Below are 16,358 nucleotides of genomic sequence, written 5' to 3'. Positions count from 1 at the left end.
TCCTGGAGATTTAGTGATGGAATTAGCAATTAAAGACGCTTCTGGCGCTCTTGAAGTTTCTGAAGCTACTTTTGGACGTGAGTTTAACGAAGCATTAGTACACCAAGTAGTTGTTGCATACGCAGCAGGTGCTCGTCAAGGTACTCGTGCTCAGAAGACACGTTCTGAAGTAAGCGGTGGTGGTAAAAAACCATGGGCTCAAAAAGGTACTGGCCGTGCACGTGCTGGTACAATCCGTAGTCCAATTTGGCGTTCAGGTGGCGTTAGCTTCGCAGCTAAACCACAAGACCACAGCCAAAAAGTAAACCGTAAAATGTACCGCGGTGCGATCAAAAGCATCTTATCTGAATTAGTTCGTCAAGAGCGTTTAATCGTTGTTGAAAGCTTTGGTCTTGAAGCACCAAAGACTAAAGAACTAGTTTCTAAGCTTAAAGAACTTGAGCTTAAAGATGTTCTTATCGTGACTGAAGAAGTAGATGAAAATCTTTTCTTATCGGCACGTAACCTGTACAAGGTTGACACGCGTGATGTAGCTGGTATCGATCCTGTAAGCTTAATTGCTTTCGACAAGGTACTTATTACAGCTGCTGCTGTTAAGCAACTTGAGGAGGCGCTAGCATGATCCGTGAAGAACGTCTTTTAAAAGTGATCCTTGCTCCACATATCTCTGAAAAAAGCACAATTGCTGCTGAAGAAAACAATACTATTGTTTTTAAAGTAACAAATGACGCAACTAAAGCTGAAATTAAAGCAGCAGTTGAGAAGCTTTTTGAAGTAGAAGTAACGGGTGTTCGCACACTTAACGTTAAGGGTAAAACAAAACGTACTGGCATGCGTTTCGGTCGTCGTAGCGACTGGAAGAAAGCTTACGTTACTCTTAAAGAAGGTAGCGAGCTAGACTTTGTCGGCGGCGCCGAGTAATAAGGGGAGTTAGAATTATGGCACTTCAAAAGTGTAAACCAACTTCTGCGGGTCGTCGTCACCTAGTTAAAGTGGTTAACCCAGATTTACATAAGGGTAAACCTTACGCACCACTATTAGAGAAAAACTCTAAATCAGGTGGTCGTAATAACAATGGTCGTATTACGGTTCGTCATATCGGTGGTGGTCATAAGCATCATTACCGTTTAATCGATTTTAAACGTACTAAAGATGGCATTCCAGCCACTGTTGAGCGTTTGGAATATGATCCAAACCGTAGCGCAAACATCGCTCTTGTATTATATGCAGACGGTGAGCGTCGTTACATTATCGCACCTAAAGGCTTAAAAGCTGGCGATGCAATCCAGTCTGGTGTTGATGCACCAATCAAGCCTGGTAATGCATTACCTATGCGTAACATGCCTGTAGGTTCGACTGTTCACAACGTAGAATTAAAACCAGGTAAAGGTGCTCAAATCGCACGTTCTGCTGGTGCATACGTTCAAATCCTTGCGCGTGATGGTCAATACGTAACATTACGTCTTCGTTCTGGCGAAGTACGTAAAGTACAATCTGATTGTCGTGCAACGCTAGGTGAAGTAGGCAATGCTGAGCATATGCTTCGTTCACTTGGTAAAGCAGGTGCAAATCGCTGGCGTGGTATTCGTCCGACAGTTCGTGGTGTTGCCATGAACCCGGTAGATCACCCACACGGTGGTGGTGAAGGTCGTACATCTGGTGGTCGTCATCCTGTGTCTCCATGGGGTAAGCCTACTAAAGGTGCTAAGACGCGTAAGAACAAGCGTACGGATAAATTTATAGTACGTCGTCGTACTAAGTAATATTGAGGAATAGCCATGCCACGCTCTCTCAAGAAGGGTCCTTTTATAGACCTACACTTGCTGAAGAAGGTAGAGAAAGCTTTGGAAAGCGGTGAAAAGAAGCCAATTAAAACTTGGAGCCGTCGTTCAATGATCATACCTAACATGATCGGATTGACCATTGCTGTCCATAATGGTCGCCAGCATGTACCAGTTTTCGTTTCTGACGAAATGATCGGTCACAAACTAGGTGAATTTGCACCAACTCGCACTTACCGTGGCCATGCTGCGGATAAGAAAGCGAAGAAACGCTAAGAGGGGAATGATAAATGCAAGCATTAGCTAAACATAAATTCGCCTCTGGTTCGGCGCAAAAAGCTCGTCTAGTTGCAGATCAGATCCGCGGACTACCTGTCGATCGCGCTCTAGAAATCCTGGCGTACAGCCCGAAAAAAGCGGCTGTATTAGTTAAAAAAGTACTTGAGTCTGCTATTGCTAACGCAGAGCATAACGAAGGTGCTGACATTGATGAGCTTCGTGTAACTACGATTTTTGTGGACGATGGTCCTACAATGAAACGTATTATGCCACGTGCTAAAGGACGCGCAGACCGCATCCTTAAGCGTACAAGCCACATCACTGTTGTGGTTTCAGATAGCTAGGAGTATAAGTAATGGGACAAAAAGTTCATCCTACTGGTATTCGCCTAGGTATATCTAAACCTTGGGTTTCTACCTGGTACGCGAGTTCTAAAGATTTCTCTGATCAGCTTTTTGGCGATCACAAAGTACGTACTTTCCTTACAAAGGAATTAAAAGCGGCTTCTGTGTCTAAAATCGTTATTGAGCGTCCAGCAAAATCGATCCGCGTAACAATTCACACGGCTCGTCCGGGTGTTGTTATCGGTAAAAAAGGCGAAGACGTTGAAAAGCTACGTCAAGCGGTAACTAAGATCGCAGGTGTACCTGCTCAGATTAATATTTCTGAAGTACGTAAACCAGAGTTAGATGCACAACTAGTAGCAGACGGCATTGCCTCTCAGCTAGAGCGTCGTGTTATGTTCCGTCGCGCTATGAAGCGTTCGGTACAAAATGCAATGCGCATCGGTTCTAAAGGGATCAAAGTTGAAGTTAGCGGTCGTCTTGGCGGCGCAGAAATCGCACGTTCAGAATGGTATCGTGAAGGTCGTGTACCTCTACATACTCTTCGTGCTGATATCGACTACGCAACTTCTGAAGCCTTAACCACTTATGGTATCATTGGTGTTAAAGTTTGGATCTTCAAAGGCGAAGTTATTGGTGGTTTACCACTAGTACAAGAGCAAGAGAAGCCAGCTAAACGCGCACCAAAGAAAGCCAAGAAAAGTGCTAAGTAGAGGTAGCGAGTAATGTTACAGCCAAAACGTACAAAATTCCGTAAAATGCACAAAGGCCGCAACCGCGGTTTAGCGCAAAACGGTAACAAAGTAAGCTTCGGTACTTTCGGTTTGAAAGCTACTGGTCGTGGCCGCATGACTGCTCGTCAAATCGAAGCAGCTCGTCGTGCTATGACGCGTCACGTGAAACGTCAAGGTAAAATCTGGATCCGTGTCTTCCCTGACAAGCCGATCACAGAAAAGCCTCTTGAAGTTCGTATGGGTAAAGGTAAAGGTTCTGTTGAATATTGGGTTGCTGAAATTCAGCCTGGTAAAGTACTTTACGAAATGGAAGGTGTTTCTGAAGAGCTTGCTCGTGAAGCGTTTGACCTTGCAGCTCGTAAACTGCCATTCAAAACAACTTTCGTAACTCGGACGGTAATGTGATGAAAGCAAGCGAACTAAAAGACAAAAGCGTAGAAGAGCTAAATGCTGAACTTCTAGGACTTCTTCGTGAGCAGTTTAACCTGCGCATGCAAGCAAGCACTGGTCAGTTAGCTCAGACACACACGCTAAGAACAGTACGTCGCGATATCGCGCGTGTAAAAACAATTATTAACCAGAAGGCAGGTCAATAATGAGCGATAAAATTCGTACTCTTCAAGGCCGTGTAGTAAGCGACAAGATGGAAAAATCTTTCACTGTTGCTATCGCACGTTACGTGAAGCACCCAATCTATGGGAAATTCATCAAACGTACTACTAAGCTACACGTACATGACGAAAACAACACAGCAAAAGCGGGTGACGTAGTTACTATCCGTGAATGCGCACCAATTTCTAAGAATAAATCTTGGACTTTAGTAGACGTTGTTTCTAGTCCAAAACAAGCTTAATTTTTAAATTAAGTAAGTTTTGTAAAAAAAGCCCTGGCATTAGCCGGGGCTTTTTGTTTGCGTTTAAAAAAAGCTGTAAGTTTGAAGCTTTCAGTCGTTAGCTGCTCGCAGTGAAGTGAAGCGCCGTAGCTTGGGTTGAGACTAGAACACTTGAGAAAAAAGCACACCACGAATACGTAATAGTCCTAATACTAATCGAAAATAATTCCAATCGTGTTAAGTGATGAGGCATTTATAGCGACAGATAAAAATTTCTGATGTACGACTGTATAGATGTTTGAGGTAGAGTAATACCGAAGTAATTGCCAAGAACAACTAAATAACAGCTCTATAATTTACCAAACCTATGCCTTTGCGAGAGTAAAGCTGCAACAATAGATATTAATATGCACACGGCAGAGCCTACCACTAGGAAGCGGTTCTCGATTCGACTGACTTGCCTTTCTCCTACAATTTGATAGGTCACATCCCCCTCAATAAAGCGTTCGCCTTGGTATTGCTGAGTGACGTTAAAGGCTAAAAAGTCACCTAGCTTTGCTTGATAGGTAAAGTAGGTTTGTGGATAAAAAATTTCATATGTTGCACACAACCACGCTATCAGCCCACACATAAATAAAGTCAGGCTCATAATTAAAGTGATGTTTGAGGGCTTATCTATCGCTGAACTTATAGGTAGGCATTTATCAATACAGCCTTCGCCATAGCAAAGTTTAAGCTTTTCAATTACCTCAGTTGAGGGGATAAACTGTCCATTTTCAAGCTTTGAAAGGTACGACTGTTGAATTCCAATTTCACGCGCAGCATAAGCCTGAGTCCACTTTTTATTTGCTCTAAGGCGTTTTAACTCCATTCCTAACGCTTGCATACCCTCTGCTCTTATTTGATTAGTTAAGCGTTTTATTATCGCTAAAATTAGTATTTATAAATAGTCTAAAAGCGTATATTCATGATTATTAATATAGAGAATATTATGAATATTAATGGCTTATATTAAATTTAATAAAATATAAGGTATGCTCAATTCGATTTTAATAAGGAGATATAATATGTCGAATAAATTTACTAGCGCTATTTTAGTGCTTATCAGTTCACTGTTTTTTATAAACCCCAGTTACGCAGAGCCTGTTTTTGCAATTAAGGCCAGTATTTATAAATTACAGAATGAGATTACCGTAGATAGTAAAATAGAGCAGGCTTTAAAAAATCTAAGCCCTACGCATCAACCTCAGCTACTCACGCTATTAAATAAAAGTGCAATGATAGAAATTGGTGATGATACGCAAATGACGGCGCTTGAAGTAAAGCCTAACGCAGAGGGGTCGCACTTTAACGCTAGTTTGAAGCTAAAAGAGCAGGTTGATGGCAAGTGGGAATCTATTTCTTCCTTTATGCCGCAAATCCCAAATGGGCAAACAGTGTATTTAAGCCGCACCTTTACAGATAAAGTATGGCTGATAAAAATTACAGGTAAACGCTACGAATCAATAGAGCGTGCAGAGCAGGCCTTAAATCAAAAGTAACGCCTGTTAATTTACCGTACAGTGTGTGGCTGCAAAAAAAGTTTAATATAAGTTTGCTGGTAAAGTGTGGCGGGCACGTTAGTATGCGCTAATAAAGGTACAAGGAGCGTAGTATGGCTAAGCAAACAGTGTTAATTATAGGTAATGGCCCCGTCGAAAAGGATGTAAGTAAAGCCCTAAACAGCTTTGATAGAGTGGTGCGCTTTAATATGTGTGCAAACATGCCTGCATACTTAGGCCGTAAATGTACTGATTTATGGCTAGTAGGACGAGGTAAGCAAGGCGCAATACTCTGCGCAGCGTTTCCAGATATAGATATAACGCAGCTGAAAAATGTCATGATCACTGACCCAACACCTAACTTATTTACTCAACCTTTTTATAAGCTAATTAACCGCAGGGGCTGTATTGACCATGGCGATGAAATAATACGTAAATATAGCCCGCATGCAAACGTGAGTCGAATCGCCCAGCACGATAAAACAGCATTATTAAAACACTTATATACGTTTGGCAAACCTGCTTTTAAAGCTAAAACACCCAGTTCGGGAATGTTAGCCATTGAGCACTTTTTAAAGCAGCAAGCACAGGTGTATATTATCGGTTTTGGTTTTAAGGGCTGGAAGCGTCATCCGTGGGATTTAGAAAAGCAGTATGTAGCGTCACTTATTGCCAAACAAAAAGTACAGTTATTAAAAAGCCCCATTTAATGCTGGGGCTAAAAAGTTATAACCAAGCTATTACCAAATCATCTCAACAAATTCAGGGTGATCGATATACGGGTTACGATTACCTTGAAACTCATAAGCTGCTTGGTTACGGTCAAGTTCCATTTGGCTAACAGGGTCGGCGTTATGCCAGTTAAGTAGCATAGCTACCACCCAGTTTTCGAATACTTGATTGCTTGTGCCATTAAGGACTGCATTACTGGCAGTTGTGTTATTTTGCCACGAGCCTATTACATTCTCGTAGCGGGTTGCCATGTAAAAATAAGCGCGGGCAAAGTCACCTTTAAACTCATCAATTGGCTCAAACACCGTACCTGAGTAATTAATAGAGCTTGCTGCTGAACCGACTTTACTACCGTTTGTTGATGTAAATGATGCGCTAGCCACTTCACCAAATGGGTAGTTACTACGTTTTGAGTTTACATAACCGTCGGTTGCATAAATGTGGTGCACGTCTGAATTCATTGGCTCATTTGTGCCGCCAAACCAGCTTTTAGGGAACGAATGCTCGCGGTTATAGCAATCTGCTTCACTGTTATAAGTACCGCACTGATCGCTCACCGCGGTGTAAGTATAACTGTCGCTACCATTTGGCTTTTCGCTATACATATCTAAAATACTGTTATCGTTTTCAAAGTATTTATCGCGTGCTGAAGAATCGTAAAAGTTCCAAATAGCCGAGTAACCTTGCGAGCTGTGATTTTTGATAATGTTATAAAGCTCAGTTTTTAATGCATAGCCAGATAAACCCTGAGTTGTTACGTAATAACCTGTTGGTGTTGGGTTAGTGCCACCGCCAGTATCACCACCAGAGCTATCGCCTAATTCAAAAGTTGTACTATCTGTGTTATTAAAACTTGCGCCACTGGCAAGTGTGGTGCTGCCTTGAGTGAGCGCATAATTACCATTACCTACGTTACAGCACATACCGTCGCCATAGCTGTCACTTATAACGAGGGTGTATGCGCCATCAGTTAAACAGAGTTGCTCATTATATTGTGTGTTAGAGGCATAACCACTACCACTGGCTATGCTGCTACCTTGGCTGTTGTTAAACAACCAGCTGGTTTCGCTGCCGTAGTTATCGGTATTAAGTGTTAAAGTAAGGCTATGGTCGTTACAGCTGCCTGTAGCGCCGCCGTCTGTATTAGGCAAAAAATTATCTACATAAACGGTTTCATTGCCATCAAAGCCGCTCATATCGTAAAAACGTAAACCAACATTAATGGTTTTATTACTGCTAGGCGTATAACTGTGGCTAATTGTTTGCCACTGGTTAGTTTGCGCTTGGCTAGAGTACCCTTGGTAGCCATCTACATACAGGCGGGCGCTTATGCTTCCTTCAGTGTGATATACATCCACTGAGAAATCATATGTTTTGCCCGCCTCCACACTAACTTGTTGTAATAAGTCGGTATTGCTTTGCGAGCCGGTGGTCACATTGATAGCCGCCGCGCTGTTTGCGTTATTTACGATACTGGTTGAGCGCGATACATTAATACCGCTATCAATTGTGGTCCACGCGTCAGGCGTATTGCCTGTCCACTGCTCAAAGCCGCCATTTGCGACATTGGCCATTGCTGGGGTGGCGGCAATTAGTAATGCCGTGCTAAGTAACTTATTTTTGTATGTCCCGTGTGACATGATTGTTCCTATTTTTTATAGTTGAGTAAATAACATACACTATCTGCACAAGGTTACAAATTTGTTAAATACAAAATTAATAAAATAGCAATAATCAGCCTTTAAGCTGTTTTTGAAGGTCTTTATATAAATTAATAACTAAATGGAATAACAAAGCAGATTCTATTCTTTTTTTCTCACCGCATAGCCCGCTATCCTGCACACTAATAAAACCTCAGCAGAGTTACTCTGGGTGAGGTAAAACTCATTTTGAACAGCGCATCATGTGGGCTGTATGTAATTTTCAGGGTTATGGGGAACAAATTCATGTTGTTAGGTCAACTTAACGCAGCGGCAAGCCCGCTATCGCAAGAGCAAGTACAAAAGCTGCAAGGCTTAGTAGCAGAACTTAATCCAATTCAGCAAGCGTGGGTAAGTGGTTACTTAGCTGCAAATGCTAATTCTGCGGCTCTTGGTGGGCAAGCGCCTACAGCGGCTGCAAGCGATGCTGCGCCACTTACTATTTTGTATGGTTCGCAAACAGGTAATGCAAAAGGTGTGGCGACTAAGCTTAAAGAGCAAGCAGAGTCGCGCGGTTTAGCTGTAAAACTTGTGAGCATGTCTGACTACAAACCTACAGCCCTGAAAAAAGAAAAGTTTTTAACCGTTGTTGTATCTACCTACGGTGAGGGTGAACCACCTGAAGATGCTGAAACACTGTATGAATTTTTAACTACCAAAAAAGCTCCTAAGTTAGATGGCGTTAAAGTCGCGGTACTGGGTTTAGGTGACTCTAGCTATGAGTTTTTCTGCCAAACAGCAAAAGACTTTGAAGAGCGTTTAAACAAACTTGGCGCAGAAACTATTTTCCAACGTGCCGACCTAGATGTTGATTACGATGATGAAGCAGCCACTTGGATCACCGGTGCACTTGATGCATTCGAACCTGATTTAAAAGCGCAGCAAGATGCTGCGGGCGGCCAAGTTGTATCAATGCCATTTGGCGCGCCAACAGCGGCAGCAAGTCAATACACTAAGCAAAACCCATTTGCGGCAGAGCTTGTTACCGTACAAAAAATTACAGGGCGCGATTCTACTAAAGATGTACGCCATGTTGAGATTTCGCTTGAAGGCTCAGACATCACCTACTTACCTGGTGATTCATTAGGCGTGTACTTTTTAAATGATGAAGCCCGCGTAGATGAGCTACTAATACACACGCAAATCGATTCAAGCACACTTGTAAAAGTGGGCGAAGAGTCATTGCCTATTCGCGATGCATTAATCGAAAAATTAGAGCTTACTCAGTCGTACCCAGGCTTTGTAGAAAAATACGCAGTTGCAACGGGCACGCCAGAGCTACTAAAGCTTGTAGAAGATAAAGCCGCTATGCGTGAGTACATTGAGCCTCGTCAAATTTTTGATGTAGTGGCACAAAATCCTGCAAAAATAGATGCACAAACCTTAGTAGATTGCCTACGTAAACTACAAGCGCGCTTATACTCAATCGCTTCAAGCCAAAGCGAGGTTGAAGAGGAAGTGCACTTAACGGTAGGTTTAGTTGAGTTTGACGCCTTTGGCAGCGAACATTTAGGTGGCTGCTCTGGTTATTTAGCACGCCGTGCTGAAGAAGGGTGTAAAGTTAAAGTATTTAGTGAGCACAACGACAACTTCCGTTTACCTAGCGATGATAATACCCCCATTATTATGGTTGGCCCAGGTACCGGTATTGCGCCATTCCGTGCATTTTTACAAGAGCGTGACTCGCGAGAAGCACAAGGCAAAAATTGGCTGTTTTTCGGTAACCCACACTTTACTCAAGACTTCTTGTATCAAGTAGAAATTCAGGGTTATTTAAAATCAGGCCTATTAAGCAAAGTTGACGTTGCATTTAGCCGTGACCAAGCCGAAAAAGTATACGTACAAGACAAACTACGCAAAAACTCAAAAGAAATTTTTGAGTGGCTAGAAGCAGGTGCGCATTTTTATGTGTGTGGTGATGCAAACCGCATGGCAAAAGATGTACACAACGCCTTAGTTGATATCATCAGCGAAAACACCGGTAAAAGCTACGAAGACGCAGAGCAATATTTAAAAGACTTACGTAGCGCTAACCGCTATCAGAAAGACGTGTATTAATCACGTTTCTTATTTTATTAACAGCTAGCAGCCGTCACTGTAACAAATTTAGGATTTAAAATGAGCGAACAAGATAAAAACGTAAAACTTTCTGATAACGAACGTTTGAAAAGAGAAAGTAACTTTTTACGTGGCACCATAGAGCAAGATTTAAAAGATGAAATTACCGGTGGTTTTACAGCCGATAACTTCCAACTTATACGTTTTCACGGTATGTACCAGCAAGATGACCGCGATATACGCCCTGAGCGTGCAAAGCAAAAGCTAGAGCCGCTGCACAATGTAATGCTACGTGCACGTATGCCTGGCGGTATTATCAAGCCTGAGCAATGGCTAGCAATTGATAAATTTGCCGATGAAAAAACAAGCTACGGCAGTATTCGTTTAACAACACGTCAAACGTTTCAATTTCATGGTGTATTAAAGCCAAATATTAAAGGCATGCACCAAATGCTTAATAGCGTTGGCATTGACTCTATTGCCACCGCAGGCGATGTAAACCGTAACGTACTATGTACGACTAACCCTGTTGAGTCAGAGTTACATCAAGAAGCGTATGAGTGGGCTGCAAAAATTTCTGAGCATTTACTTCCAAAAACGAAAGCATACGCTGAAATTTGGTTAAATGGCGAAAAAGCAGAAACCACAGAAGAGCCAATTTTAGGTTCTAACTACTTACCGCGTAAGTTTAAAACCACGGTTACTATTCCGCCTAACAACGAAGTTGATGTGCATGCGAATGACTTAAACTTTGTTGCTATTGCTGAAGATGGCAAGCTTGTTGGCTTTAACGTACTTGTAGGTGGTGGCCTAGCTATGACCCACGGTGATACGGCTACGTATCCGCGCAAAGCTGACGACTTTGGTTTTATTGCTCTAGAAGACACCTTAAAAATTGCTGAGCACGTTGTATCAGTGCAGCGCGATTGGGGTAACCGTTCTAACCGTAAAAATGCAAAAACTAAATACACACTAGACCGTGTTGGGTCTGACGTATTTAAAGCCGAAGTAGAAAAACGTGCCGGTGTAAGCTTTGCACCAAGCCGCCCTTATGAGTTTACTCACCGTGGCGATCGTATCGGTTGGGTAGAAGGCATTGATGGCAAGCACCACCTTACGCTATTTATACAAAGCGGCCGTATTTTAGACTACCCAGGTAAGCCATTAAAAACAGGTTGTCGTAAAATTGCAGAAGTGCACCAAGGCGATATGCGCATGACGGCTAACCAAAACTTAATTATTGCCGGTGTGCCTGCCGATCAAAAAGCAGTCATTGAAGAAATTGCCCGTAACCACGGTCTAATTGATGACAAAGACACTGAGCAACGTAAAAACTCAATGGCGTGTGTAGCATTGCCAACGTGTCCGCTTGCTATGGCCGAAGCTGAGCGTTACTTACCAAGCTTAATTGAAAAAACCGAAGCACTACTTGCTAAGCATGGCATACCTGATGACAGCATTATTATGCGTGTTGTAGGTTGTCCTAACGGTTGTGGCCGCGCAATGCTTGCAGAAGCTGGTTTAGTAGGTAAAGGCCCTGGTAAATACAACGTTTACCTAGGCGGTAATTTAGAAGGTACACGCATTCCTAAACTGTACCTAGAAAACGTAGGTGAAGATGTTTACCTAGACGCGTTTGATAAGCTAATTGGCCAGTGGGCAAGTGAGCGAAACGACGGTGAATGTTTTGGTGACTTTGTAATTCGCAAAGGCATTGTTGCTGAAGTAAAAGTATCAGTAACCGATTTTCACGCTTAATTAAATACCCACGCGGAGCGTGGGTGAGGTTTAAAATTGACCATGAGTGAATTTAAAAACATATTACAGCTTGATAAGCAAAGCCAAGCGGCATTGCTTGCAGATGCAAACGGCATACTTGCACCAATGAGTGCGGAGCAGCGTGTTGCATGGGCACTAGAGAACTTACCCGATACAGCTTTTTTATCATCAAGCTTTGGTATTCAAGCGGCGGTCATGCTGCATTTAGTAACATCTCAGCGTCCTGATATTCCTGTGGTATTAACCGATACGGGTTATTTATTTCCAGAAACGTATCAGTTTATTGAGCAAATGACAGCGCGCCTATCACTTAATTTACAGGTGTATAAAGCTGAGCTAAGCCCTGCATGGCAAGAAGCTAAATATGGTAAATTATGGGAACAAGGCGAGGACGGTATTAAGCAATATAATCAGCTTAATAAAGTAGAGCCCATGACCCGCGCATTAAAAGAAATAGGTGCCGGTACTTGGTTTAGTGGCCTGCGCCGTGACCAATCATCGACCCGTGCAGATAAACAGTTTGTTGAGATAAGCCGAGGTACGGTAAAAGTGTACCCGATTATTGAATGGTCAAACCGCGATGTATATCAATACCTTACCAAGCATGATTTACCTTACCACCCATTATGGGAGCAAGGTTATGTGTCGATGGGTGATGTGCATACTACGCGTAAACTTGAGCCAGGTATGAGCGAAGAAGAAACGCGCTTTTTTGGTTTAAACCGCGAATGCGGACTGCATATTGACGGCGATGGTATTTAAAAAAAGCGAATGCTAAACAACTATTTAAACGCAACTTAGGTTGCGTTTTTTATTGCAAAAAAATTGCCTGATTAAGTATTTTTTATTAGACTTGCCTTTCAAGGATTCATTTTTAAGCAGGAACGCTATGAAATACTTCACCTACTTGGCAATATCAGTCATGATCATTGCTGTTATCTCTTTGTTTTACCTAAAAAAGCCAGATGGCCAAACATGGCTTTCTAGTTCATCTATTAGTGCTGAATCTCACAAAATTAAAGAAAAAATGGTCGCGTTATCTACAAATACGCTTAATCAGGCAGTGCAAGGCGCAAAACAAGCAGGCGATAAAATTGCGCAGAGTGTAAACAATGATGCGGCGACAATTAAACCCGGTAGCAAAATTTATAAGTGGCAAGATAAAAACGGCCAATGGCATTTTTCAGATACGCCTAATGCAGATGGCAAAAGTATTGAGGTAAAACTTGATGCCCGTGATGTCACTGTTGTAGCTGCAGAAGACACCTCAATTTTGAGTAGCAGTGCAAGTACCTCAAAAAAGAGTATTCAATCACCTACACCAACCGTTTACAACGCTGAATCTATTCAAAAACTGTTTGAAGATGCCGAAAAGGCAAAGCAAAAATTAGAGCAGCGCAGTAAAGAGATGCAAAGTATAGGTGGGTACTAAATTTTTATTGTGCGCTTAGCATTAAAGCTTACTCAATATGAGGGGTTTTAATCGTGCGGGGTTTGTAATTAGTGAGCTGAGTTACTGCGCCTTCGTTATGCTAAGGGCTTATAACCAGTTAAAAGCAATACCAAGTTGCAATACTCGTTAATTATTTAGCGCATAAAAAAGCCTAGCGACTGCTAGGCTTTTTAGTTTTAAGTATATGATTAGTCGAGCATGTTACGTAAAACGTATTGTAGAATACCGCCGTGCTTGTAGTAATCCCACTCTTTAGGGGTATCTATGCGTACATCGGCGCTAAAGCTGACTTTTTTGCCCTCAGCATTCGTGGCAATAATACTCACTTCATTCGTTTTGTCGTACAAACCTTCAATATCAAACTGCTCTTGGCCAGTTAAATTTAATGATTCGTGGCTCTCACCTTCTTTAAACTGTAAAGGCAGCACACCCATACCAATAAGGTTAGAGCGGTGAATACGCTCATAACTTTGTGCAACCACCGCTTTTACACCTAATAAAAGTGAGCCTTTTGCTGCCCAGTCGCGTGATGAACCGGTACCGTATTCTTTACCAGCTAACACAATTAATGGTGTGTTACTCTTTTCATATTCCATTGCGGCATCGTAAATGCTGGCAAGCTTGTCATCAGGTTGGGTGCGAGTAACGCCACCTTCTGTACCTGGTGCGAGTAAGTTTTTAAGCCTAACGTTAGCAAATGTGCCTCGCATCATCACTTCGTGGTTACCACGGCGTGAACCGTACGAGTTAAACTGCGCTTTTTCTACGCCTTTTTCCTGTAAGTAAATACCGGCTGGCGCTTCAGCTTTAATGGCCCCCGCAGGAGAAATATGGTCAGTGGTTACTGAGTCGCCAAGTTTAGCTAAACAACGCGCCCCTTCAATTGTTGGCACGCCTGGTGGTTCAACGCTCATGCCCTCAAAGAATGGTGCTTTTTTAATGTAAGTTGACCCATCATCCCAATCATAGAGCTTACCATCAGGAATTTGGATTTTTTGCCAACGGCTGTCGCCTTCGTATACGTTGGCATAGCTTTTTTCGAACATTTCTCTGGTTACCGTTTTTTGTACTAGTTCGCTGACTTCGCTCACGCTTGGCCAAATATTTTTCAGGTAAATATCGTTACCGTTTTCATCTTGCGCTAATGGCTCGTTGTATACATCTATGTCTGTACGCCCTGCAATAGCATACGCTACCACAAGTGGAGGCGAGGCTAAAAAGTTCATTTTAACGTCTTGGTGTATACGCCCTTCAAAATTACGGTTACCCGATAAAATAGAGCTTACAACTAGCTTGTGCTTTTGAATAGCTTCGCTAATTTCATCTGCAAGCGGGCCTGAGTTACCTATACACGTGGTACAACCATAACCGACCAAGTTAAAGCCTAAGCTTTCTAGGTCATCCATTAGGCCTGCTTTTTCAAGGTAGTCGGTTACCACTTGCGAACCGGGTGCAAGCGATGTTTTAACCCACGGTTTTACATTAATACCCAGCTGTTTGGCTTTTTGAGCCACTAAGCCTGCGGCTAAAATAACACTGGGGTTAGAGGTATTTGTACAGCTTGTAATAGCGGCAATAACACAGGCGCCATCGTTTAGTTCAAATTCTTGGCCTTTAAACTTCACTTTGGCTGCACCCATAAACTGCGCTTCGTCTACCGGTTCATCAGGGTTGGTTGTTGGGCCTTCACTTTCAATGCGCGCTTCTTCAATATCGCTTTTATCACGACGAGCCATACGCTCATCTTGGAAACCTTTTAGGTGCTGGCCTATCACATCACCGGCTTTATCAAGTGTAATTCTGTCTTGTGGGCGTTTTGGACCTGCAAGGCTAGGCACTACGTCGTCTAATTTAAGCTCAAGGGTGTCTGTGTAATGCGCTTCGTCGCCTTCATGACGCCATAAGCCTTGGTGTTTAGCGTAGTCTTCAATCAGTTTGAGGTGATCTTCATCGCGGTTCGTTAAACGCAGGTAGTTAATTGTTTCATCATCAATGGGGAAAATACCACATGTTGCACCGTACTCTGGCGCCATGTTGGCAATGGTTGCTCTATCGGCTAGCGGTAAATCAGCTAGGCCGTCACCATAAAACTCAACAAATTTACCCACTACTCCGTGATTACGTAGCATTTCGGTAACGGTGAGCACTAAATCGGTAGCTGTGGTGCCCTCGGGTAAGCGGCCATTTAATTTAAAGCCCACTACCTGAGGAATAAGCAAGCTAATTGGTTGCCCAAGCATGGCTGCTTCGGCTTCAATACCACCTACGCCCCAGCCTAACACACCTAAACCATTAATCATGGTGGTGTGCGAATCAGTCCCTACGAGGGTGTCTGGGTAGGCTATTGATTTTCCGTTTTCACTGTCGTTAAAAACAACACGCGCTAAAAACTCTAAGTTTACTTGGTGCACAATACCTGTAGCTGGTGGCACTACTTTTAAATTATCAAAAGCAGTTTGCCCCCAGCGTAAAAACTCGTAGCGTTCTTTATTTCGTTCGTATTCTAGCTTGGCATTTAAATCAAACGCACCGTCGTCACCGTAGCCATCTACTTGTACTGAGTGGTCAATTACAAGTTCAGCAGGAGAAAGCGGGTTTATTTTTGCAGGATCGCCACCTAGCTTTTCCATTGCATCACGCATGGCAGCTAAATCAACAATGGCGGGAACACCTGTAAAGTCTTGCATTACCACACGTGCCGGCGTAAAGGCCACCTCAGCTGAGGGCTTTGCTTTAGGGTCCCAGTTAAGAAGGGCTTGAATGTCTTGTTCTTTAATATTTACGCCATCTTCATTGCGTAACAGGTTTTCTAGTAATACTTTGAGAGAAAAGGGCAATCGCTTTGCTTTGTCGCCTAATCCTTTAAGTGAGTGAATATGGTATTGCTCGCCATTAATCGTTAATTGTTGTTGGGTGTCGAAACTATTCATTTTTTGCCCCTTTGATAGTTAGGATTATGTCCTTGATAAAATAACGTGTTTATTTGCCAATAGTTTGCAAAGTGCATACCAGAGATAATAAATATGACAAATCAGGCTAAAAAGCAGGTAGCGCAATGCATGTTTTTTAGACAGTACTAAGTATAGAAGTGCTACCTAAAATTGTTTTTTCAAGTAGCAAAATAA

At 42.6% G+C, this 16,358-nt stretch carries 18 protein-coding genes; 15 read left to right on the top strand and 3 right to left on the bottom strand.

Annotated features, from left to right (window positions below; all coding sequences use genetic code 11):
• Window positions 1-16: 16 nt before the first annotated feature.
• The 9 genes from rplD to rpsQ are packed head-to-tail and all read left to right on the top strand — an operon-like array spanning window position 17 to window position 3,991.
• Window positions 17-622, top strand: coding sequence for a 50S ribosomal protein L4 (rplD, locus tag CWC04_RS14700; RefSeq protein WP_004588686.1), 606 nt, complete (start codon window positions 17-19; stop codon window positions 620-622).
• Window positions 619-921, top strand: coding sequence for a 50S ribosomal protein L23 (rplW, locus tag CWC04_RS14695; RefSeq protein WP_004588687.1), 303 nt, complete (start codon window positions 619-621; stop codon window positions 919-921). The genes rplD and rplW overlap by 4 nt, the downstream gene beginning before the upstream one ends.
• 17 nt (window positions 922-938) lie before the next feature.
• Complete coding sequence (rplB, locus tag CWC04_RS14690) at window positions 939-1,763, top strand: 50S ribosomal protein L2 (RefSeq protein WP_004588688.1); 825 nt, start codon at window positions 939-941, stop codon at window positions 1,761-1,763.
• 15 nt (window positions 1,764-1,778) lie between these two features.
• Entirely contained in the window at window positions 1,779-2,057 is a 279-nt protein-coding gene (rpsS, locus tag CWC04_RS14685; protein ID WP_004588689.1) for a 30S ribosomal protein S19, read from the top strand.
• A gap of 14 nt (window positions 2,058-2,071) precedes the next feature.
• Entirely contained in the window at window positions 2,072-2,404 is a 333-nt protein-coding gene (rplV, locus tag CWC04_RS14680; RefSeq protein ID WP_004588690.1) for a 50S ribosomal protein L22, read from the top strand.
• 11 nt (window positions 2,405-2,415) lie between these two features.
• On the top strand, window positions 2,416-3,117 hold the full coding sequence (gene rpsC, locus CWC04_RS14675) for a 30S ribosomal protein S3 (RefSeq protein ID WP_004588691.1): 702 nt from the start codon (window positions 2,416-2,418) through the stop codon (window positions 3,115-3,117).
• Window positions 3,118-3,129: 12 nt separating this feature from the next.
• The gene (gene rplP / locus CWC04_RS14670) at window positions 3,130-3,543 is read left to right on the top strand and encodes a 50S ribosomal protein L16 (protein ID WP_002957890.1); all 414 of its coding nucleotides are present in this window, start codon (window positions 3,130-3,132) and stop codon (window positions 3,541-3,543) included.
• Window positions 3,543-3,734 carry a 50S ribosomal protein L29 gene (rpmC, locus tag CWC04_RS14665; protein ID WP_004588692.1) on the top strand — a complete coding sequence of 64 codons (192 nt, stop codon included), beginning with the start codon at window positions 3,543-3,545 and terminating at the stop codon, window positions 3,732-3,734. The genes rplP and rpmC overlap by 1 nt, the downstream gene beginning before the upstream one ends.
• Complete coding sequence (rpsQ, locus tag CWC04_RS14660; RefSeq protein WP_004588693.1) at window positions 3,734-3,991, top strand: 30S ribosomal protein S17; 258 nt, start codon at window positions 3,734-3,736, stop codon at window positions 3,989-3,991. The genes rpmC and rpsQ overlap by 1 nt, the downstream gene beginning before the upstream one ends.
• Before the next feature lie 328 nt (window positions 3,992-4,319).
• Here the strand turns inward: rpsQ and CWC04_RS14655 are convergent, their stop codons facing one another.
• The gene (locus CWC04_RS14655) at window positions 4,320-4,856 is read right to left on the bottom strand and encodes a helix-turn-helix domain-containing protein (RefSeq protein ID WP_138685786.1); all 537 of its coding nucleotides are present in this window, start codon (window positions 4,854-4,856) and stop codon (window positions 4,320-4,322) included.
• 181 nt (window positions 4,857-5,037) lie between these two features.
• Here CWC04_RS14655 and CWC04_RS14650 point away from each other — a divergent pair, with 181 nt between their 5' ends.
• Both CWC04_RS14650 and CWC04_RS14645 read left to right on the top strand, forming a co-directional pair.
• Window positions 5,038-5,511, top strand: coding sequence for a hypothetical protein (locus tag CWC04_RS14650; protein ID WP_138685785.1), 474 nt, complete (start codon window positions 5,038-5,040; stop codon window positions 5,509-5,511).
• 113 nt (window positions 5,512-5,624) lie between these two features.
• On the top strand, window positions 5,625-6,221 hold the full coding sequence (locus tag CWC04_RS14645; protein WP_138685784.1) for a hypothetical protein: 597 nt from the start codon (window positions 5,625-5,627) through the stop codon (window positions 6,219-6,221).
• 30 nt (window positions 6,222-6,251) lie between these two features.
• Here the strand turns inward: CWC04_RS14645 and CWC04_RS14640 are convergent, their stop codons facing one another.
• Window positions 6,252-7,883, bottom strand: coding sequence for an HNH endonuclease signature motif containing protein (locus CWC04_RS14640; RefSeq protein ID WP_138685783.1), 1,632 nt, complete (start codon window positions 7,881-7,883; stop codon window positions 6,252-6,254).
• 306 nt (window positions 7,884-8,189) lie between these two features.
• On the opposite strand from CWC04_RS14640, the gene CWC04_RS14635 reads away from it, so the two are divergent.
• From CWC04_RS14635 to CWC04_RS14620, 4 genes are all read left to right on the top strand, one after another.
• Window positions 8,190-10,001, top strand: coding sequence for an assimilatory sulfite reductase (NADPH) flavoprotein subunit (locus CWC04_RS14635; RefSeq protein WP_126005518.1), 1,812 nt, complete (start codon window positions 8,190-8,192; stop codon window positions 9,999-10,001).
• Between the two features lie 60 nt (window positions 10,002-10,061).
• Window positions 10,062-11,759, top strand: a complete 1,698-nt coding sequence (gene cysI / locus CWC04_RS14630) for an assimilatory sulfite reductase (NADPH) hemoprotein subunit (RefSeq protein WP_024031990.1) — start codon at window positions 10,062-10,064, stop codon at window positions 11,757-11,759.
• 42 nt (window positions 11,760-11,801) lie between these two features.
• Entirely contained in the window at window positions 11,802-12,542 is a 741-nt protein-coding gene (locus CWC04_RS14625; RefSeq protein ID WP_004589442.1) for a phosphoadenylyl-sulfate reductase, read from the top strand.
• A 127-nt stretch (window positions 12,543-12,669) separates the two neighbouring features.
• On the top strand, window positions 12,670-13,212 hold the full coding sequence (locus CWC04_RS14620) for a DUF4124 domain-containing protein (RefSeq protein WP_138685782.1): 543 nt from the start codon (window positions 12,670-12,672) through the stop codon (window positions 13,210-13,212).
• Between the two features lie 209 nt (window positions 13,213-13,421).
• Here the strand turns inward: CWC04_RS14620 and acnA are convergent, their stop codons facing one another.
• Window positions 13,422-16,163 (bottom strand): aconitate hydratase AcnA, encoded by a 2,742-nt coding sequence (gene acnA, locus CWC04_RS14615; protein WP_138685781.1) that lies wholly within the window; start codon window positions 16,161-16,163, stop codon window positions 13,422-13,424.
• Between the last annotated feature and the right edge of the window lie 195 nt (window positions 16,164-16,358).

This window comes from Pseudoalteromonas sp. S2893 (assembly GCF_005887105.1).
GTDB classification, from domain to species: Bacteria; Pseudomonadota; Gammaproteobacteria; order Enterobacterales; family Alteromonadaceae; genus Pseudoalteromonas; species Pseudoalteromonas atlantica.
This window is presented reverse-complemented; position numbering and strand designations above follow the sequence as displayed.